The following is a 19,073-nucleotide window of genomic DNA, read 5'->3' on the forward strand; positions in this document are numbered from 1 at the left end:
GCATGCGCGTCTGGATCGACGCCGACGCCTGCCCCAAGGCGGCCAAGGACTTGGTGGTGAAGTTCGCCCTCAAGCGCCGCTTCGAAGTGGTGCTGGTGGCGGGCCAGCCGCAGATCAAGCCGGCGTTCGCCTTCGTCAAGCTGATCGTGGTGCCCAGCGGGCCGGACGCCGCCGATGATTACCTGGTGGAGCATGCTGTGCCGGGGGAACTGGTGATCTGCAGCGACGTGCCCCTGGCCGACCGCTTGGTGAAAAAGGGCGTGGCGGCCCTCGATCCGCGGGGCAAGGAGTTCGACGCGCAGAACATGGGCGAGCGGCTGGCGGTGCGCAACCTGTTCACCGACCTGCGCGAGCAGGGGCAGGTGGGCGGCGGTCAGCCACCCTATGGCGAACGGGACAAGCAGGCTTTCGCCAATGCCTTCGACCGTATCCTGACCCGGCTTTCCCGCGCTTCCTGAACCCAGGGTCCGTGATCATCAGGCCTGCTGGGCCAGTTCCAGCACCCGGTCCACCAGCTTGTTGATCCCGGACGCCGCCTCGCCGATGGACTGTGCGAGCATATAGGCCGGGGTCGTTACCAGCTTGCGCGCCTTGTCTTCGACGATATCGCCTACCGCGCATTCCTTGTGGGTGGCGCCCATCTTGTCCAGCGCCGCGGCGGTATCGGCGTCGTTGCCGATGGTGCAGGTCACGCCGGGCCCGTAGATCTTCGCCGCCAGCGCCGGGGTGATGCAGATCAGCCCCACCGGCTTGCCGGCTTCGGCAAAGGCTTCGGCCAAAGCCAGGACTTCGGCCTGCACGCTGCAGTTGGCGCCTTCCAGGGCAAAGTTGGAGAGGTTCTTCGCCGCGCCGAAGCCACCGGGCACGATCAGCGCGTCGAACTCGCGCACATCGGCTTCGCGCAGGTCCTTGACCTCGCCCCGGGCGATACGCGCCGATTCCACCAGGACATTGCGCGACTCGGGCATTTCTTCTCCGGTCAGATGGTTGATCACATGCAACTGGGCAATGTTCGGCGCAAAGCACTGCACCTTCGCACCGCGCTGGTCCAGGCGCAGCAGCGTGAGCACGCTTTCCTGGATCTCGGCGCCGTCGTACACGCCACAGCCGGAAAGGATTACCGCGATTTTCTTGGTCATGTTCGATCTCCCGATGCCTGGCGTTAAATGTCTACCAATCTGGCGTTCATTGTCAGCGGAATTTTTCCCGACTACACCTAATCTTGGACCCATCGTTCCTTTCGGGTGGCGCCATGGACCTTATTGCTCTTGCGGTTCCGTTTTTCGTCGTGCTGATCGTGGTCGAACTGCTGGCCGACTATTGGCGTGGTACCCGCAATTATCGCGTGGCCGACGCGATCAACAGCCTCAGTACCGGCGTGCTCTCGACCACCACCGGCCTGCTGACCAAGGGCGTCGGCCTGGTGACCTACGCCGTCGCCCTGGAGCACCTGGCGTTGTTCGACCTCGTGGCCGACAACCCCTGGGTCTGGGTCATGGCCTTCGTGGTCTATGACTTCTGCTACTACTGGCTGCATCGCCTGGGGCATGAGCGCAATATCCTCTGGGCCGCGCACTCGGTGCATCACCAGAGCGAGGACTACAACCTGTCCACGGCCCTGCGCCAGACCAGCACCGGCTTTCTGCTGAGCTGGATCTTCTACCTGCCGCTGGCCGTCCTCGGCGTACCATTGACGGTATTCGTGACGGTGGCGGCGCTGAACCTGCTGTATCAGTTCTGGGTGCATACCCGGCACATTCCCAAGCTTGGCTGGTACGAATGGTTTTTCGTCACCCCCTCCAATCACCGCGCGCACCATGCGCAGAACCCTCTTTATATGGATCGCAACTACGGCGGTGTGTTCATTCTCTGGGACCGCCTGTTCGGCACCTTCCAGGAGGAGGATGACGCCGAGCCGGTGGTGTTCGGCGTGACCACGCCGCTGGCCAGCTGGAACCCACTCTGGGCCAACCTGCAGTTCTATGCGCAGCTGGCGGCCGACGCCCGACGTGCCGGGAGCTACCGGGACAAGTTGCGGATCTGGTTCATGCGCACCGGCTGGCGTCCGGCGGATGTGGCGGCTAAGTATCCGCTGGCAAAACACGACCTGGCGAAGTTCCGCAAGTTCGAGGTGCCGCTGGAGCCGCGCCAGCAGGTCTATATCGCCTTGCAGTTCGGGGTGTACGTGGCCCTGGGCAGCTACCTGATGAACTTCGCCGCCAGCCTGTCGCCAATCGCCCTGGTCCTGGGCTGGGGGGCCATGCTGCTGGGGCTGTTCGTGCTGGGGGCGGCGCTGGAGAACCGGCCGTGGGCGTTGAAGCTGGAAGTGGCGCGGCTGCTGTCGAACGTGCCGCTGGTCTGGCTGGCGCCGCTGGTGGGGCTGTGGCCGGCCAGCCCGCTGGGCTGGATCGGCCTGCTCAGCTACAGCCTGCTGAGCGTGATCGGGTTGTACTGCTGCCGCAGCCGGCTCATTCGCCTGGCGGGGTCTTAGGTCCGGCCAGGGAGGCTTCTGCCTCGGCCTTGCGCGCGAGGCGGGCACTCTTGATACGGCGCCAGCTCCAGAGGATCAGGCCGACCACCAGCAGGCCGCCGAGTACCCACAGTTCGTATTTCTTCACGCTGCCCAGCAAGCCTTCGAGGATCGCGCCGAAGTGATAGGCGGCGGCGGCCAGGGCGGCGGCCCAGATCGCCGCGCCGATGCCATTGAGCAGCAGGTAGCGTCCCGGTGGATAACCCGACAGGCCGATCGCCACCGGCATAACCGTGCGCAGGCCGTAGACGAAACGGAAGCTCAGCACCCAGATGTCCGGATGACGGCGGATATGCTCCAGCGCCCGGTCGCCCATCATCTGCCAGCGTGGCTTGCGCGCCAGCAACTTGCGGCCATGGCGGCGCCCCAGGAAATACCACAGCTGATCGCCGGCATAGCTGCCGAAGAAGGCCACGATAACCACCAGATTGATGTCCATGTATCCGCGGAACGCGAGGAAGCCCGCGAGTACCAGAATGGTCTCGCCTTCGAAAAACGTGCCGAGAAACAGGGCGAAATAGCCGAAATCCTGCAGAAATTGTTGGAGCATTGTCTGGATGCTGGCGAAATGAACGCGCAGCCTAACCCTTCGAGGACAGAGAGGAAAGTGTCCAAATGTGTCTCGACGTTAACATTTCCTACAAGGACGGCGCGTGCGGCGCCCGGTCGCAGGAGTAAGCACAACTGTCATTCCTTCGTCATAATGGCCGCTTATAACTGCCATGCTCGCCCGCCTGCGCGGGCTCAGGAGTCTGCCGTGAGCTTTACCCCCGCCCATCGCCTGTTTCCCGCTACCCGCCTGCGACGCAATCGTCGTGATGATTTTTCTCGGCGCCTGGTGCGTGAGAATGTTCTGACTGTCGACGATCTGATTTTGCCAGTGTTCGTGCTGGACGGCGAAAACCATCGCGAAGCCGTGGCTTCGATGCCGGGCGTCGAGCGCCTGACCATCGATCTGTTGCTGGAAGAAGCGGCGAAGTGGGTCGAGCTGGGGATTCCCGCGCTGGCCCTGTTTCCGGTCACGCCGGCCGGGCTGAAGTCCCTGGACGCCGCCGAAGCCTGGAACCCGCAGGGTATTGCCCAGCGTGCCACCCGTGCGTTGCGTGCGCGTTTCCCGGAACTGGGGGTGATTACCGATGTGGCCCTGGACCCGTTCACCACCCACGGTCAGGACGGCATTCTCGATGAAGAAGGCTACGTCCAGAACGATATTACCGTCGATGCGCTGGTCAAGCAGGCCTTGTCCCATGCCGAAGCCGGTGCCCAGGTGGTCGCGCCGTCCGACATGATGGACGGCCGGATCCAGGCGGTTCGCGAAGCCCTGGAACTGGCCGGCCACGTCAACGTGCGGATCATGGCCTACTCGGCAAAATACGCCAGCGCCTACTACGGCCCGTTCCGCGATGCGGTCGGCTCGGCGCTGAACCTGGGCAAGGCGAACAAGGCCTCGTACCAGATGGACCCGGCCAACGGCAACGAAGCCCTGCATGAAGTGGCTGCCGACCTGGCCGAAGGTGCCGATATGGTCATGGTCAAGCCGGGCATGCCGTACCTGGATATCCTTTACCGGGTCAAAGATGAATTCAAGGTGCCGACCTTTGTCTATCAGGTCAGCGGTGAATACGCCATGCACATGGCGGCGATCCAGAATGGTTGGTTGAGTGAAGGGGTTATTCTCGAATCCCTGACCGCTTTTAAACGTGCCGGCGCTGATGGCATCCTGACTTACTTTGCCGTTCGTGCCGCTCAATTGCTACGAGAGCAAAAATAGCCCTCACAGGAACACTCGATGAATACCGAAGGACTCAGCGAAGTTGAAGTAAAAGACGCTCAACCGGTGGTCGAGCAGATCGTCGAAACCCCGCCGGAGCTGGAACCCGTGCCGGTGGTTGCCGAGGCGCCGCATGTGGCGGTGCCGTCGGCGGTGGCGATTCCGAGCCTGGATGACAGCAGCCTGTACATCCACCGCGAGCTGTCGCAGCTGCAGTTCAATATCCGCGTGCTGGAACAGGCGCTGGATGAGTCCTATCCGTTGCTGGAACGGCTCAAGTTCCTGCTGATCTTCTCCAGCAACCTGGATGAGTTCTTCGAGATTCGCGTCGCTGGGCTGAAGAAGCAGATCACCTTCGCCCGCGAACAGGCCGGCGCCGACGGCTTGCAGCCGCACCAGGCCCTGGCGCGCATCAGCGAGCTGGTCCACGGCCAGGTCGACCGCCAGTACGCGATCCTCAACGACATCCTGTTGCCGGAGCTGGAAAAGCACCAGGTGCGCTTTATCCGTCGCCGCTACTGGACCACCAAGCTCAAGACTTGGGTGCGCCGCTATTTCCGCGACGAGATCGCGCCGATCATCACGCCCATCGGCCTCGACCCGACGCACCCGTTCCCGTTGCTGGTGAACAAAAGCCTGAACTTCATCGTCGAGCTCGAGGGTATCGACGCCTTCGGCCGCGACTCCGGCCTGGCGATCATCCCGGCGCCGCGCCTGCTGCCGAGGATCATCAAGGTACCCGAGGAGGTAGGGGGGGCTGGCGATAACTATGTATTCCTCTCATCGATGATCCACGCGCACGCCGACGACCTGTTCCAGGGCATGAAGGTCAAGGGCTGCTACCAGTTCCGCCTGACCCGCAACGCCGACCTGGCACTGGATTCCGAGGATGTCGAAGACCTGGCCCGCGCCCTGCGCGGCGAACTGTTCTCCCGTCGCTACGGCGATGCGGTGCGCCTGGAAGTCGCCGACACCTGCCCGAAACACCTGTCGGACTACCTGCTCAAGCAGTTCAACCTGGCCGAGACCGAGCTGTACCAGGTCAATGGCCCGGTGAACCTGACCCGGCTGTTCAGCATCACCGGCCTGGACAGTCATCCGGAGCTGCAATACACGCCGTTCACCCCGCAGATCCCCAAGCTGCTGCAGAACAGCGAGAACATCTTCAGTGTGATCAGCAAGCAGGACATTCTGCTGTTGCACCCGTTCGAATCCTTTACCCCGGTGGTCGACCTGCTGCGCCAGGCCGCCAAGGACCCGCATGTCCTGGCCGTACGCCAGACCCTGTACCGCAGCGGCGCCAACTCGGAAATCGTCGATGCCCTGGTGGATGCCGCGCGCAATGGCAAGGAAGTCACCGCGGTGATCGAATTGCGCGCGCGCTTCGACGAGGAGTCCAACCTGCAACTGGCCAGCCGCCTGCAAGCGGCCGGAGCGGTAGTGATCTACGGTGTGGTCGGCTTCAAGACCCACGCCAAGATGATGCTGATCCTGCGTCGCGAAGCCGGCGAGATCGTCCGCTATGCGCACCTCGGCACCGGTAACTACCACGCCGGCAACGCCCGCTTGTACACCGACTACAGCCTGCTGACTTCCGACGATGCGCTGTGCGAGGACGTCGGCAAGCTGTTCAGCCAGTTGATCGGCATGGGCAAGACCCTGCGCATGAAGAAACTGCTGCACGCGCCGTTCACCCTGAAGAAGGGCATGCTCGACATGATTGCCCGGGAAACCCAGTTCGCCGTCGACGGCAAGCCGGCGCACATCATCGCCAAGTTCAACTCGCTGACCGATCCGAAGATCATCCGCGCGCTGTACAAGGCCAGCCAGTGCGGCGTGCGTATCGACCTGGTGGTGCGTGGCATGTGCTGCCTGCGTCCGGGTATTGCCGGGGTCTCGCACAATATCCACGTGCGCTCGATCATCGGCCGCTTCCTGGAGCACACCCGGGTGTTCTACTTCCTCAACGGCGGCGAGGAGCAGATGTTCCTGTCCAGTGCCGACTGGATGGAGCGCAACCTCGACAAGCGCGTCGAGACCTGCTTCCCGGTAGAGGGCAAGAAGTTGATCATGCGGGTCAAGAAAGAGTTGGAAAGTTATCTCACCGATAACACCCACAGCTGGAGCCTGCAGTCGGACGGTCGCTACATCCGCAACACGCCGACCGGCAACCAGAACGCCCGCAGCGCCCAGGCAACCCTGCTGGATCGCCTGAGCAATCCGCTCCTCAGCGTACGTTGAGGGTAATACTGACTCGGGTCAGCCACTCCGCTTCCAGCGCGAAGTCGGCCTGAGTCAGCTGGTTCTGCTCCAGCCAGTCCTTGGGAAACACCACATCCAGGCTATCGCCGTCGGCACGCAAGGTGACCTGCGGCATTTCCTGGGTGCCACGGATGTGATGGAACAGGATCGCGAAGCGCAGCAGTACGCACAGGCGAATCAGCTTGATGCCTTCATCACCGAATTCGGCGAACTTGTCCTTGGGGATGTTGCGGCGATGGCCGCGCACCAGCAGTGCCAGCATCTGCTGGTCTTCCCGGGAGAAACCGGCCAGGTCGGAGTGCTCGATCAGGTAGGCGCCATGCTTGTGGTACTGGTAGTGGGCGATATCCAGGCCGACTTCATGGACCTTCGCCGCCCAGCCCAGCAGTTCCCGCCAGACGCCGTCCTCCAGTTCCCAGTCCTTGGCCACCTGGTCGAAGGCATGGAGGGCCTTGCGCTCGACCCGAACCGCCTGTTCCTGGTCGACGTGATAACGCTCCATCAGCGAGGTGAGGGTGCGTTCACGGACGTCTTCGTGATGATGGCGACCCAGCAGGTCGTAGAGTACGCCTTCGCGCAGGGCGCCGTCGCAGTGGTCCATGCGTTGCAGGTCGAGGGCGTCGAAGATCGCTTCGAGAATCGCCAGGCCGGCCGGGAAGATGGTCCGGCGGTCGGGCTTGATGCCCTCGAAGTCGATTTTCTCGGCATCGCCGAGCTTGAACAGCTTGCGCTTGAGCCAGGCCAGGCCTTCGGCATTGACCTCGCCGCTGCCGTGGCCGCCGGCCTTCAGGGCCAGGCCGATGGCGCGGATGGTCCCGGAGGAACCGATGGCTTCGTCCCAGGTCAGGCGATGCAGGGCATGCTCGATGCTCATGATTTCCAGGCGCGCCGCCGTGTAGGCCTGGGCATAGCGCGCCGGGGTGATCTTGCCGTCGCGGAAATACCGCTGGGTGTAGCTGACGCAACCCATCTGCAGGCTTTCGCGCAGCAGCGGTTCGAAGCGCTGGCCGATGATGAATTCGGTACTGCCGCCGCCGATATCGGCGACCAGGCGCTTGCCCGGAGTGTCGGCGAGGGTGTGGGAAACACCGAGGTAGATCAGTCGGGCCTCTTCACGGCCGGAAATGACTTCTACCGGGTGGCCGAGGATTTCCTCGGCGCGGTGGATGAACTCGGCCCGGTTGCGCGCTTCGCGCAAGGCGTTGGTGCCGACGATCCGCACGGCGCCCAGGGGCATGCCGTTGATCAGTTGGGCAAAACGTTTCAGGCAATCGAGCCCGCGCTGCATCGATTCTTCGCTGAGCTTGCGCTCTTCATCGATACCGGCGGCCAGCTGAACCTTTTCGCCGAGCCGCTCCAGAATGCGGATTTCACCGTTCTGGGCCTTGGCCACGACCATGTGGAAGCTGTTCGAGCCCAGGTCGATAGCGGCGATCAGGGAAAGATTCTTGGCTTGGGAATGCGGCATGGTTGAAGGATCTCGGTCGATAACCCGGCCATCGTGCCACGATCGATCGTCGCCGCCAACGGATGGTGCTTGAGGCGCGGTAGACCGCCGGGCTTTTTACCCGTGTAGACAGGAGGGATCAGGGCGATGAGTGGGACTGCTTTTGAAAGGGCTTGGCGTATCTGGAAATTTTTATCAACGGGACGATATTAGGTGATTTTTCCTACTGAAATATGACACTTCAGTGACGCAGACAGCGGCAGGAGGGGCGTGCGATGGGGTGTCGCCACGCGGGCGCGTGGCGACACCATGGGGATCGGCGGGGAGTCTCTGGCGGTCGGGATTCAGGCTTCCGGTTCCACGGTGCCGATGAAGTTGGCCAGCTCGGCGGTCTGCGGGTTGGCGAACAGCACCTTCGGATCGCCGATTTCATGGACCTTGCCCTGGTGCATGAACACCAGCTTGTCGCCCACTTCCCGGGCAAAGCGCATTTCGTGGGTGACCATGATCAGGGTCATGCCTTCCTTCGCCAACTGGCGCACCACGCTGAGCACCTCATTGACCAGTTCCGGGTCCAGGGCCGAGGTGATCTCGTCGCAGAGCAGGACTTTCGGCGACATCGCCAGGGCCCGGGCGATGGCTACGCGCTGCTGCTGGCCGCCGGACAGACGATCCGGAAAGGCGTCGAACTTCTCGCCCAGGCCGACCCGCTCGAGCATTTGTCGCGCCAGGGCGGCGGCCCTGGCCTTGGGCACTTTCTGCACCACCTGGGGCGCGAGCATGACGTTTTCACCGACCGTCAGGTGCGGGAACAGGTTGAACTGCTGGAACACCATGCCGACCTTCTGGCGCAGGCTGCGCAAGTCGGCGCGGGCGGCGTCGAGGTATTCGCCATCGACCTCGATCACCCCGTCGTTGATCGACTCCAGGCCGTTGAGGGTGCGCAGCAGGGTACTTTTGCCCGACCCGCTGCGGCCGATGATCGCGACCACCTGGCCTTCCTCGACGCTCAGGTCGATGCCTTTGAGCACATGATGGTCGCCGTAGTATTTATGCAGGGCGGAAATTCTAAGAAGCGGCATGCAGTCTCCTTTCCAGGTAGCGCGCGCTGAGGGACAGGGGGTAGCACAGCAGGAAGTAGCCGGCGGCTACCAGGCCGTAGACCATGAAGGGTTCGAAGGTGGCGTTGGCGAGCATGCCGCCGGTCTTGGTCAGTTCGGTGAAGCCGATGATCGAGGTCACGGCCGTGCCCTTGACCACCTGCACCGAAAAGCCCACGGTCGGCGCCACGGCAATACGCAGGGCCTGCGGCAGGATCACGTAGCGCAGTTGTTCGTACGGATTGAGTGCCAGGCTCGACGAGGCTTCCCACTGGCCGTGGGGAATCGACTCGACGCAGCCGCGCCAGATCTCCGCCAGGTAGGCGCTGGTGAACAACGTCAGGGCTATCGCCGCCGCCAGCCAGGGCGAGATATCCACCCCGAGCAGGGCCACGCCGAAAAACACCATGAACAATTGCATCAGCAGCGGCGTGCCCTGGAACAGTTCGATATAGGCGCGGGCAAAACCGCGGGCCACGGACTTGTCGGAAATGCGCATGACCATGATCAGCAGGCCGATCAGGGCACCGCCGACAAAGGCCACCAGCGACAGCACCAGGGTCCATTGCAGGCCGGCCAGCAGGTTGTTGACGATATCCCGGAAGGTGAAATCCATCAGCGGTTCCTCGCCAGGTAACGGCGCCCGAGCCAGTTCAGCAACTGGCGGATCAACAGGGCCATACACAGGTAGATCAGGGTGGTCAGGGTGTAGGTCTCAAACGCGCGAAAATTGCGCGACTGAATGAAGTTGGCGGCGAAGCTCAGTTCCTCGGTGGCGATCTGCGAGCAGACCGCCGAGCCGAGCATGACGATGATGATCTGGCTGCTCAGCGCCGGCCAGACCTTGCCCAGCGCCGGCAGCAGGACCACGTGGCGAAAGGCTTCGAAACGGCTCATCGCCAGGGCGGCCGCGGCTTCCAGCTGCCCGCGCGGGATCGCCTGGATGCCGGCGCGGATAATCTCCGTGGAATAGGCTCCCAGGTTGATCACCATCGCCAGTACCGCCGCCTGCCATTCGGAAATCTGCAGCCCCAGGGACGGCAGGCCGAAGAAGATGAAGAACAATTGCACCAGGAACGGCGTGTTGCGGATCAGTTCGACATACACGCCGAAGATCGCCGCGAAGGGCTGGATCCGCCAGGCCCTTACCGCTGCGCCGACGATCCCCAGGCTGACCCCGAGCAGGGTGCCGATGGCCGTCAGCTCCAGGGTGAACAGGGCGCCGCGCAACAGCAGGTCGGCGTTGTGCAGCACCGGCAGGAAGTCGAACTGATAAGCCATGGAGCGAACCTCGGGAAAACCGGATCAAAGATCGGCGGGCAGGGGTTGCTTGAGCCAGAGTTGGGCGTTCTTCTCCAGGCTGCCGTCGGCCTTGGCCGCGGCGAGGATCTGGTTCACTTTTTCCAGCAGGGCCGGCTCGTTCTTGTTCACGCCGACGTAGACCGGGGAATCCTTGAGCTTCACTTTCATCGCCGGAATGCGTTTCGGGTTGCGTTCGGCGATAGCGACCATCACCACGTTGCCGCTGGCAATCAGGTCGACCTGCTTGGCCAGGTAGGCGGCGATGGTGGTGTTGTTGTCCTCGAAGCGCTTGATGGTCACGCCCTCGGGGGCCACGGCGGTCAGCTCGATATCCTCGATGGCGCCGCGGGTGACGCTGATGGTCTTGCCCTTGAGGTCATCCACGCCGTTGATCGACGCCTCGGGCGGGCCGAATACCGCGAGGTAGAAGGGCGCGTAGGCGCGGGAAAAGTCGATGACCTTCTCCCGTTCGGCGTTCTTGCCGAGGCTGGAGATCACCAGGTCGACCTTGCCGGTGGTGAGGAACGGAATACGGTTGGTGCTGTTGACCGGGATCAGTTCCAGCTTGACCTTGAGCTGGTCGGCCAGCAGTTTCGCGGTGTCGATATCCAGGCCGCGGGGCTTCATGTCCGGGCCGACCGAGCCGAAGGGCGGGAAGTCCTGGGGGACGGCGACCTTGAGCGTGCCACGGGCAACGACATCGTCCAGGCCGTTGGCATGGGCGGCTGCCTGGCCCAGCATCAGGCTGGCGAACAGGGCGGTGAGCAGGGCGCTGAAGCCTTTGGTCATGGCAGATCTCCGAATTGAAAAAGGGGATGATTTCTGTCGATCGGTATTGCACAGCTCATGCCAGACTGGCCTGGAACCGCGTTCGCCATGGCTTCAAGGCGCTTTTAATGGTCTTACTGGTCTGAACAGTTGGCCGGCTTTTCGCACCGTTATCGAGCATTCGTCGCGGTGACCGAACCACCGCTGGGCGTGACTTGCCGCCCGCCCGCAATAGCTTTACAACTAGCGCTCCACCGGACCGATCAGCCTGAAAACAATGAATTCGATTTCCCGCGCCGTACCTGAAGTGGCGCTGCAAGCCATCCGTAAACTGATCAGCGACGAGGGCTTTGGCCCGGGCGATGCGCTGCCCTCGCAACGCGACCTGGCGGTGCAACTGGGGGTGAGCCGCGCTTCCCTGCGCGAGGCGCTGTCGTCCCTGAGTGCGCTGGGGGTGATCAGCGTGCAACCGGGCAAGGGCGTGTTTGTCCAGGCGGCGGTAGAGCCGGTGCCGGTGGCCGGCGGCCTGGCCTGGCCGTTCGCGGCCCAGGCTTCGGCGGAGGACATCTTCCAACTGCGTTATGCCCTCGAAGGGTTCGCGGCGGGACTGGCGGCGGTGACGCTGACGGCAGACGAGCTGGATGCCCTGCAGGACAATGTCGACGCCATGCGCGCGCAATTGCGCGCTGGGGATTTCGAGGCCGCGGCGCGCCTGGACTTCGATTTCCACCGGCGGATCCTGCTGGCCAGCGGCAATCAGGCGATGGCCGGCATTCTCAGTGCCAGTGCCGAGCTGTTCCTGGAGAGCCAGAAGCTACCGTTCATCCGGGCGGAACGGGCGATGGAAACCTGGCAGGAGCACCGCAAGATCCTCCGTGCCCTGGCCCGGCGGGCCTGCGGTCCGGCGCAGAAGGCCATGCAGGAGCATGTGCGCAATGCCGCGTTGCGCACCGGCATCGCCTTTGTCACCCCCGGCTGATCGGCGCTCTCACTGCTGAATGCGATCCTTGCAGGCGCCCGGCTTGCCAGCGATGAGGCCCGTGAGACCGCCAAAAGCTTTGCGGGCAAGCCGGGACGCCTGCTCCTGCAGGAGCCACGTGCTATACCCTGAGTCATGGAACACCATAGTTAGACTCAATCATCTGCGGCTTCCTGTACGTAGGAAGGACGGCTATGATGGGCAACGTTTTTTTTGGCTCACAACTCCGGAGACATCCATGAGCAGCGATCTTATCAAGCACGTCACCGACGCGAGCTTTGAAGCAGAAGTCCTGAAGGCTGAAGGCCCTGTACTGGTCGACTACTGGGCTGAGTGGTGCGGTCCGTGCAAAATGATCGCACCTGTCCTGGACGATATCGCCAGCACCTACGAAGGCAAGCTGACCATCGCCAAGCTGAACATCGACGACAACCAGGAAACCCCGGCCAAGCACGGCGTGCGTGGTATCCCGACGCTGATGCTGTTCAAGAACGGCAACGTCGAGGCGACCAAGGTCGGCGCCCTGTCGAAGTCGCAGCTGCAAGCTTTCCTCGACGCCAACATCTGAGCATCGTTTGGCTGTCATGAAAAAGCCCCGCAAATTGCGGGGCTTTTTCGTAAAAAGGGGCTAGACGCTCCGAAACCCAGGTGTTACATTCGGCCCCGCACTGGTTTCTCCACTGCCCCCTGCAAGCCGTCGCCGACGCTCTCCTTTTCGAACAAGTACGCGATCCTGTCGCCTTCTCCGCGGCGCGGCCTCATTAAGCCAAAAGCTTAATTTCCCCCCTCCATAAATGATTACGTCATTCCTATATGAATCTGACTGAACTCAAGCAAAAGCCGATTACCGAACTGCTCGAATTGGCCGAACAGATGGGCATAGAAAATATGGCCCGTTCGCGCAAGCAGGATGTGATTTTCTCCCTGCTGAAAAAGCACGCGAAAAGCGGCGAGGAAATCTCCGGTGATGGCGTGCTGGAGATCCTCCAGGACGGCTTCGGCTTCCTCCGTTCTTCCGACGCATCCTACCTGGCCGGCCCGGACGACATCTACGTCTCGCCAAGCCAGATCCGTCGCTTCAACTTGCGCACCGGTGACACCATCGTCGGCAAGATCCGCCCTCCGAAGGAAGGCGAGCGTTATTTCGCCCTGCTCAAGGTCGACACGATCAACTACGATCGTCCGGAAAACGCGAAGAACAAGATTCTCTTCGAGAACCTGACCCCGCTGTTCCCGACCGTGCGCATGAAGATGGAAGCCGGCAACGGTTCCACCGAAGACCTGACCGGTCGCGTGATCGACCTTTGCGCACCGATCGGCAAGGGCCAGCGTGGCCTGATCGTGGCGCCGCCGAAAGCGGGCAAGACGATCATGCTGCAGAATATCGCGGCGAACATCACCCGCAACAACCCGGAAGTGCATCTGATCGTACTGCTGATCGACGAGCGTCCGGAAGAAGTGACCGAAATGCAGCGCACCGTGCGTGGCGAAGTGGTTGCCTCGACGTTCGACGAGCCGCCAACCCGCCACGTACAGGTTGCCGAAATGGTGATCGAGAAGGCCAAGCGCCTGGTTGAGCACAAGAAGGACGTGGTGATCCTGCTCGACTCCATCACCCGTCTGGCCCGTGCCTACAACACCGTGATCCCGAGCTCCGGCAAGGTCCTGACCGGCGGTGTCGATGCCCACGCCCTGGAGAAACCGAAGCGTTTCTTCGGTGCCGCGCGGAACATCGAGGAAGGCGGTTCGTTGACCATTATCGCCACCGCGCTGGTTGAAACCGGCTCGAAGATGGATGAAGTGATCTACGAGGAGTTCAAGGGTACCGGCAACATGGAACTGCCCCTGGACCGCAAGATCGCTGAAAAGCGCGTCTTCCCGGCGATCAACATCAACCGTTCCGGCACTCGCCGTGAAGAGTTGCTGACGGCCGACGACGAGCTGCAGCGCATGTGGATCCTGCGCAAGCTGCTGCATCCGATGGATGAAGTGGCGGCCATCGAGTTCCTGGTCGACAAGCTGAAGCAGACCAAGACCAACGATGAGTTCTTCCTGTCGATGAAGCGCAAGTAAGACTGCGTTTCAGATCAGAGAAAGCGCCCCGACGGGGCGCTTTTTTTTGAGGGCGCGTCCGGCATGGGCGCAATCTTGTAGATGAAAGTCTCGCCACAGGCTGACAATAACGAGCGCCAGGACAGCAAAAGCGGTTTGTGATCGGCGAGTGCAGGATTCGAAAACTCGACTACGCTGGGCGTCACCGTATTTTCTATCTGAATGGGTCTCTTGGGTTGATGAGCTCTCTTGCCTATCGAAAGGATATCGACGGCTTGCGTGCTGTAGCAGTAATCGCAGTTGTGCTGTTTCATTTTGATGTCCCAGGGTTCACCGGCGGTTTTGTCGGTGTCGATGTGTTTTTCGTGATCTCCGGCTACCTCATTGCCTCGATCATCTGGCGCGAGCGCCTGGGTGGACGTTTCAGCCTTGCCGAATTCTGGGCCCGGCGTGCCCGGCGAATCTTGCCAGCATTGTTCGTCATGATTCTGGCGACCCTGGTGGCGGGGTGGTTTCTGCTGACCCCCAGGGACTACGACGAGCTGGGGCGTTCAATTCATTACCAGGTGGTTTTCACTTCCAACCTGCTGTTCGCGCGCCAGGATGGCTATTTCGAGACGTCGTCTGATCTCACCCCCCTGCTGCATACTTGGTCGTTATCGATCGAAGAGCAGTTCTACGTTATTTTCCCGCTCCTGCTGATGCTGCTGTCGAGTCGGTTGAAGCATTGGCGCACGGCCTTGTTCCTGTTGCTGCTGATGTCTTTTGCCATGAGTCAGTGGGCGGTGATTCATGCTCCGCAAAAAGCCTTCTACCTGTTACCCATGCGCGCCTGGGAGTTGCTGGCGGGTGTGATGCTGGCGGTCATGCCTGCCGGGCAACCGACCAGCCCGATAAAGGCACAGGCGGTCAGCTTGCTGAGCCTGGGGCTGATCCTGTTGGCGGTGTGTGGTTATGATTCGAGCACCCCCTTCCCCGGGGTTGCTGCCTTGTTACCTGTAGTGGGCGTGATTGGCCTGATCTGGGCCAACGGCCAGCAGGCAACCCTTGCGGGCCAGGTGCTGAGCAATCGCTGGCTGGTGGGCGTCGGGTTGATTTCCTACTCCTGGTACCTGTGGCATTGGCCGGTGCTGGTATTTGGCAAGTACGCCAGTGTCTACGGCCTGGACGCCTGGGAGCTTGCCGGCTTGTTCATCTTGAGTCTGGTGCTGAGTTATGGATCGTGGCGGTTTGTCGAGATGCCGTTTCGTGAGCGACGGTTGCTGGCCGCGCGTCGGCAGATTCTTGTTGCGGCGGGTATGGCCATCATCGGCTTGGGCCTGGTGGGAAAAAGCCTGGGTTGGGCGCAAGGCATTCCTTGGCGGCTGTCACCTCAGGCGCTGCAATATGCTGAGGCGCGCACCTGGCGTCCTGAGCTGATGAGCTGTCTCTCGGATGACAAGAAAAGCGATCGCCAGTTCTGTCACTTTGGTCCACGACCTCAGGCTGCGCGTGCACTGGTCTGGGGGGACAGCCATGCCGCGGCCTTGATTCCCGCCCTTGAAGATGAGGCTCGCAAGCACGGCGTCAATATTACCCTCGCCGCCTATTCCGGGTGCCTGCCTTTCAACAGGAACGAAAACACCCCGGGTTGTGTGCGTTTCAATCAGCGTGTAGTCCAGGCGCTGGATCAGGAAAAGTACAGCGACGTGGTGTTGGCCGGGCGTTGGAGCCTGTACGTCTATGGGCAACGTTCGGGTGATACCGGGGCTGCCCTGATGGACCCGGCAACCGGAAAATACGACCGCGCTATCGCCGAGCGGCGTTTCGCCGAAGGCATGGGGTCCCTGGTGCGGCAGCTACGCACCACGGGTCATAGGGTCTGGTTGGTCAAGGAGGTCCCCCTGCAGGACTTCAGCGTGCCTTATCGTCTCAGTCGCCTGGCGATGGTGGGGTTGCCTATCAAAGGGGAAGGCATACCTCTGACGGAGCATCTCAAGCGCCAGGCCTATATCGATGCGTTGTTCGTACGGCTGGCTGATGTCGATCCTGACGTGAGATTGCTGGATCCTGCTCCGCAGTTGTGTGACGCAATCGGTGGGTGTCGTGTCGAGCTTGGTGGCCGTTCGTTGTACTCCGATGATAACCATCTCTCCGACGTGGGATCGCGGTATGTCGAGGCGTTCCTTGAGCCCTTGTTCACCACCTTGCGCAATCAAACCGTGACGGGACGTCTTTAGCGCGCAATGGTTGGCAAGGGCGTGCAATAAGCTGCCAGCGGTCGTAAGAGCAGGTAGGATGTACGCCTATTTTACGGGTGGCATGGTTAATGAAATTCAAGGATCTTCGGGATTTCGTGCAGCAACTTGAGCAGCGCGGAGAGTTGAAACGTATCCAGGTGCCGGTTTCACCAGTCCTGGAGATGACTGAAATTTGTGACCGTACCCTGCGTAAGAAGGGCCCGGCCCTGTTGTTCGAAAAGCCCACCGGCTTCGATATCCCCGTGCTCGGCAACCTGTTCGGCACGCCGGAGCGTGTGGCGCTGGGCATGGGCGCCGAGGCGGTCAGCGAGCTGCGGGAAATCGGCAAGCTGCTGGCTTTTCTCAAGGAACCCGAGCCGCCGAAGGGGTTGAAGGATGCCTGGTCCAAGCTGCCGATCTTTCGCAAGATCATCGCCATGGCGCCCAAGGTGGTCAAGGACGCGGTCTGCCAGGAAGTGGTCATCGAAGGCGATGATGTCGACCTGGGCATGTTGCCGGTCCAGCATTGCTGGCCGGGCGACGTCGCGCCGCTGATCACCTGGGGCCTGACGGTCACCAAGGGGCCGAACAAGGATCGCCAGAACCTCGGTATCTACCGCCAGCAGGTGATCGCCCGCAACAAGGTGATCATGCGCTGGCTCAGCCACCGTGGCGGCGCGCTGGATTACCGCGAGTGGTGCGAAAAGCACCCGGGCCAGCCGTTCCCGGTGTCCGTGGCCCTGGGCGCGGACCCGGCGACCATCCTCGGCGCGGTCACGCCGGTGCCGGACAGCCTTTCCGAGTACGCCTTTGCCGGCCTGCTGCGAGGCAATCGTACCGAGCTGGTGAAATGCCGTGGCAATGACCTGCAGGTCCCGGCTACCGCGGAGATCATCCTCGAAGGCGTGATCCATCCGGGCGAAATGGCCCCGGAAGGCCCGTATGGCGACCACACCGGCTACTACAACGAAGTCGACAGCTTCCCGGTGTTCACCGTCGAGCGTATCACCCACCGGATCAAGCCGATCTACCACAGCACCTACACCGGGCGACCACCGGATGAGCCGGCGATCCTCGGCGTGGCGCTGAACGAGGTGTTCGTACCGATCCTGCAGAAGCAGTTCCCGGAAATCACCGACTTCTACCTGCCACCCGAAGGCTGCTCGTACCGCATGGCCGTCGTGACCATGAAGAAGTCGTATCCGGGCCATGCCAAGCGCGTGATGCTGGGTGTCTGGTCGTTTTTGCGACAGTTCATGTACACCAAGTTCGTTATCGTCACCGACGACGATATCAATGCCCGGGACTGGAACGATGTGATCTGGGCCATTACCACGCGCATGGACCCCAAGCGCGACACGGTGATGATCGACAACACACCGATCGACTACCTCGACTTCGCCTCGCCGGTGTCCGGCCTGGGGTCGAAGATGGGACTGGATGCCACCCACAAGTGGCCCGGCGAAACCACGCGTGAGTGGGGCCGGGTGATCGTCAAGGATGAGGCCGTGACCCGGCGGATCGATGCCATCTGGAATCAGTTAGGAATAGATTGATGCGTGTGACCTTGCAGCCCTCCGGAGCCGTGCTCGAGATACGGCCCGGCGAGCGGATTCTCGATGGTGCCCGGCGACTGGGCTATGACTGCCCGCAGAGCTGTCGCAATGGCAACTGCCATGTCTGCGCGGCATTGTTGGTGGAAGGGCGCGTCGAGCAGGCGGGCGATGTGCGTGACCATGGCGAGTTCTACACTTGTATTGCCGAGCCCCTGGAAGATTGCGTGGTGCTCTGGGATGGTGTTCTCGCCCTGGGAGAGCTGCCGGTGCGTAGCCTTGCGTGTCAGTTGACCGAATGCGCGGAAATCGGTGGCGATGTCTGGCGGGTGCGCCTGCGGGCCCCGGCGGGCAAGCCGCCGCGTTATCACGCCGGGCAGTACCTGATGATCGAGCGCGACAGCGGCGAGAAATCGGCGTTTTCCCTGGCCTCGGCGCCCCACGCCGGGCGTGACCTGGAACTGCATGTACTGGTGCGCGAAGTCAGTGCGCAGAACCTGATCGAGCAGTTGCAGCGCAACCGGATGGCACGGGTCGAGCTGCCGTTCGGTGATACCCACCTGGCGGAACTGCCGGACGGCCCGCTGGTGCTGATCGCCGCGGGCACCGGCATGGCGCAGATGCACAGCCTGATCGAGCATTGCCGCTCCACCGGCTTCGCGCATCCGGTGCACCTGTACTGGGGCGTGCGCCGGCCCGAGGACTTCTACGAGCTGGAACACTGGGAAGAGTGGAAGACGCTGCCCAACCTGTTCCTGCACAAGGTGGTCAGCGACCTGTGCGGCTGGGAAGGTCGTTGCGGCATGCTGCATGAGGCGGTCTGCGAGGACATCGCCGACTTGTCGAGCGTGCGGGTCTATGCCAGCGGCTCTCCTGCGATGATCTACGCGACGCTGGACGCGCTGGTGAATGCCGGAATGGATGCCCACCAGATGCGTGCCGACGTCTTCGCCTACGCGCCGAGGCCATAGCGCCAGGCGCCTGGTTTTCTGTGCTTGTTCCATCGCGTTCGCGGGCAAGTCCTGCTCCTATGGGGGATGGGGCCACAACAATCATAGCTGTTGCACCGGCGAACTGTAGGAGCCGGCTT

Annotated in this window: 17 protein-coding genes; 10 read left to right on the plus strand and 7 right to left on the minus strand. The window is 62.1% G+C overall.

Annotation, left to right across the window (positions count from 1 at the left end):
• Window positions 1-2 precede the first annotated feature (2 nt).
• A complete protein-coding gene (locus HX851_RS00390) occupies window positions 3-458 on the plus strand; it encodes a YaiI/YqxD family protein (protein ID WP_177058271.1) in 456 nt (151 codons plus the stop codon).
• A gap of 18 nt (window positions 459-476) precedes the next feature.
• Here the strand turns inward: HX851_RS00390 and elbB are convergent, their stop codons facing one another.
• Window positions 477-1,139: an isoprenoid biosynthesis glyoxalase ElbB gene (elbB, locus tag HX851_RS00395; RefSeq protein ID WP_177058270.1), complete on the minus strand. Its 663-nt coding sequence runs from the start codon at window positions 1,137-1,139 to the stop codon at window positions 477-479.
• A gap of 113 nt (window positions 1,140-1,252) precedes the next feature.
• Between elbB and HX851_RS00400 the strand changes: the two genes are divergently transcribed.
• Window positions 1,253-2,491 (plus strand): sterol desaturase family protein, encoded by a 1,239-nt coding sequence (locus HX851_RS00400; RefSeq protein ID WP_177064534.1) that lies wholly within the window; start codon window positions 1,253-1,255, stop codon window positions 2,489-2,491.
• Here HX851_RS00400 and HX851_RS00405 read toward each other — a convergent pair.
• The gene (locus tag HX851_RS00405; RefSeq protein ID WP_017125464.1) at window positions 2,469-3,080 is read right to left on the minus strand and encodes a DedA family protein; all 612 of its coding nucleotides are present in this window, start codon (window positions 3,078-3,080) and stop codon (window positions 2,469-2,471) included. The genes HX851_RS00400 and HX851_RS00405 overlap by 23 nt on opposite strands.
• Window positions 3,081-3,287: 207 nt before the next feature.
• Between HX851_RS00405 and hemB the strand changes: the two genes are divergently transcribed.
• Both hemB and ppk1 read left to right on the plus strand, forming a co-directional pair.
• A complete protein-coding gene (gene hemB, locus HX851_RS00410; protein ID WP_177058268.1) occupies window positions 3,288-4,301 on the plus strand; it encodes a porphobilinogen synthase in 1,014 nt (337 codons plus the stop codon).
• 18 nt (window positions 4,302-4,319) lie between these two features.
• The gene (gene ppk1 / locus HX851_RS00415; protein ID WP_177058267.1) at window positions 4,320-6,542 is read left to right on the plus strand and encodes a polyphosphate kinase 1; all 2,223 of its coding nucleotides are present in this window, start codon (window positions 4,320-4,322) and stop codon (window positions 6,540-6,542) included.
• Here the strand turns inward: ppk1 and ppx are convergent.
• The 5 genes from ppx to HX851_RS00440 form a co-directional block, all read right to left on the minus strand.
• Window positions 6,529-8,031 (minus strand): exopolyphosphatase, encoded by a 1,503-nt coding sequence (gene ppx / locus HX851_RS00420; protein WP_177058266.1) that lies wholly within the window; start codon window positions 8,029-8,031, stop codon window positions 6,529-6,531. The genes ppk1 and ppx overlap by 14 nt on opposite strands.
• Before the next feature lie 323 nt (window positions 8,032-8,354).
• Entirely contained in the window at window positions 8,355-9,092 is a 738-nt protein-coding gene (locus tag HX851_RS00425) for an amino acid ABC transporter ATP-binding protein (protein ID WP_177058265.1), read from the minus strand.
• Window positions 9,079-9,729: an amino acid ABC transporter permease gene (locus HX851_RS00430; RefSeq protein ID WP_177058494.1), complete on the minus strand. Its 651-nt coding sequence runs from the start codon at window positions 9,727-9,729 to the stop codon at window positions 9,079-9,081. Before HX851_RS00430 ends, HX851_RS00425 begins: the two co-directional genes overlap by 14 nt.
• Complete coding sequence (locus HX851_RS00435) at window positions 9,726-10,391, minus strand: amino acid ABC transporter permease (RefSeq protein WP_177058264.1); 666 nt, start codon at window positions 10,389-10,391, stop codon at window positions 9,726-9,728. The genes HX851_RS00430 and HX851_RS00435 overlap by 4 nt, the downstream gene beginning before the upstream one ends.
• A 24-nt stretch (window positions 10,392-10,415) precedes the next feature.
• Complete coding sequence (locus HX851_RS00440; protein WP_177058263.1) at window positions 10,416-11,201, minus strand: transporter substrate-binding domain-containing protein; 786 nt, start codon at window positions 11,199-11,201, stop codon at window positions 10,416-10,418.
• Between the two features lie 256 nt (window positions 11,202-11,457).
• Here HX851_RS00440 and HX851_RS00445 point away from each other — a divergent pair, with 256 nt between their 5' ends.
• The 6 genes from HX851_RS00445 to HX851_RS00470 all read left to right on the plus strand — a co-directional run bounded on the left by HX851_RS00445 (window position 11,458) and on the right by HX851_RS00470 (window position 18,954).
• Window positions 11,458-12,159, plus strand: a complete 702-nt coding sequence (locus HX851_RS00445) for a FadR/GntR family transcriptional regulator (protein ID WP_177064536.1) — start codon at window positions 11,458-11,460, stop codon at window positions 12,157-12,159.
• A 238-nt stretch (window positions 12,160-12,397) separates the two neighbouring features.
• Window positions 12,398-12,727 carry a thioredoxin TrxA gene (trxA, locus tag HX851_RS00450; RefSeq protein WP_177058261.1) on the plus strand — a complete coding sequence of 110 codons (330 nt, stop codon included), beginning with the start codon at window positions 12,398-12,400 and terminating at the stop codon, window positions 12,725-12,727.
• 245 nt (window positions 12,728-12,972) lie between these two features.
• Window positions 12,973-14,232 carry a transcription termination factor Rho gene (rho, locus tag HX851_RS00455; RefSeq protein ID WP_017125454.1) on the plus strand — a complete coding sequence of 420 codons (1,260 nt, stop codon included), beginning with the start codon at window positions 12,973-12,975 and terminating at the stop codon, window positions 14,230-14,232.
• Window positions 14,233-14,450: 218 nt separating this feature from the next.
• The gene (locus tag HX851_RS00460; RefSeq protein ID WP_177064538.1) at window positions 14,451-16,430 is read left to right on the plus strand and encodes an acyltransferase family protein; all 1,980 of its coding nucleotides are present in this window, start codon (window positions 14,451-14,453) and stop codon (window positions 16,428-16,430) included.
• Between the two features lie 89 nt (window positions 16,431-16,519).
• Complete coding sequence (ubiD, locus tag HX851_RS00465; protein WP_177064540.1) at window positions 16,520-17,986, plus strand: 4-hydroxy-3-polyprenylbenzoate decarboxylase; 1,467 nt, start codon at window positions 16,520-16,522, stop codon at window positions 17,984-17,986.
• Window positions 17,986-18,954: a CDP-6-deoxy-delta-3,4-glucoseen reductase gene (locus HX851_RS00470; protein WP_177058259.1), complete on the plus strand. Its 969-nt coding sequence runs from the start codon at window positions 17,986-17,988 to the stop codon at window positions 18,952-18,954. Before ubiD ends, HX851_RS00470 begins: the two co-directional genes overlap by 1 nt.
• The last annotated feature ends 119 nt before the right edge of the window (window positions 18,955-19,073 follow it).

This window comes from Pseudomonas gingeri (genome assembly GCF_013385635.1).
In the GTDB taxonomy this organism is placed as follows: domain Bacteria; phylum Pseudomonadota; class Gammaproteobacteria; order Pseudomonadales; family Pseudomonadaceae; genus Aquipseudomonas; species Aquipseudomonas gingeri_A.

Bases quoted from the DNA above. Each gene is read 5' to 3' on its own strand.
- HX851_RS00390 (WP_177058271.1), top strand. From the start codon at position 3: ATGCGCGTCTGGATCGACGCCGACGCCTGCCCCAAGGCGGCCAAGGAC.
- elbB (WP_177058270.1), bottom strand. From the start codon at position 1,139: ATGACCAAGAAAATCGCGGTAATCCTTTCCGGCTGTGGCGTGTACGAC.
- HX851_RS00400 (WP_177064534.1), top strand. From the start codon at position 1,253: ATGGACCTTATTGCTCTTGCGGTTCCGTTTTTCGTCGTGCTGATCGTG.
- HX851_RS00405 (WP_017125464.1), bottom strand. From the start codon at position 3,080: ATGCTCCAACAATTTCTGCAGGATTTCGGCTATTTCGCCCTGTTTCTC.
- ppk1 (WP_177058267.1), top strand. From the start codon at position 4,320: ATGAATACCGAAGGACTCAGCGAAGTTGAAGTAAAAGACGCTCAACCG.
- ppx (WP_177058266.1), bottom strand. From the start codon at position 8,031: ATGCCGCATTCCCAAGCCAAGAATCTTTCCCTGATCGCCGCTATCGAC.
- HX851_RS00425 (WP_177058265.1), bottom strand. From the start codon at position 9,092: ATGCCGCTTCTTAGAATTTCCGCCCTGCATAAATACTACGGCGACCAT.
- HX851_RS00435 (WP_177058264.1), bottom strand. From the start codon at position 10,391: ATGGCTTATCAGTTCGACTTCCTGCCGGTGCTGCACAACGCCGACCTG.
- HX851_RS00440 (WP_177058263.1), bottom strand. From the start codon at position 11,201: ATGACCAAAGGCTTCAGCGCCCTGCTCACCGCCCTGTTCGCCAGCCTG.
- HX851_RS00445 (WP_177064536.1), top strand. From the start codon at position 11,458: ATGAATTCGATTTCCCGCGCCGTACCTGAAGTGGCGCTGCAAGCCATC.
- trxA (WP_177058261.1), top strand. From the start codon at position 12,398: ATGAGCAGCGATCTTATCAAGCACGTCACCGACGCGAGCTTTGAAGCA.
- rho (WP_017125454.1), top strand. From the start codon at position 12,973: ATGAATCTGACTGAACTCAAGCAAAAGCCGATTACCGAACTGCTCGAA.
- HX851_RS00460 (WP_177064538.1), top strand. From the start codon at position 14,451: ATGAGCTCTCTTGCCTATCGAAAGGATATCGACGGCTTGCGTGCTGTA.
- ubiD (WP_177064540.1), top strand. From the start codon at position 16,520: ATGAAATTCAAGGATCTTCGGGATTTCGTGCAGCAACTTGAGCAGCGC.
- HX851_RS00470 (WP_177058259.1), top strand. From the start codon at position 17,986: ATGCGTGTGACCTTGCAGCCCTCCGGAGCCGTGCTCGAGATACGGCCC.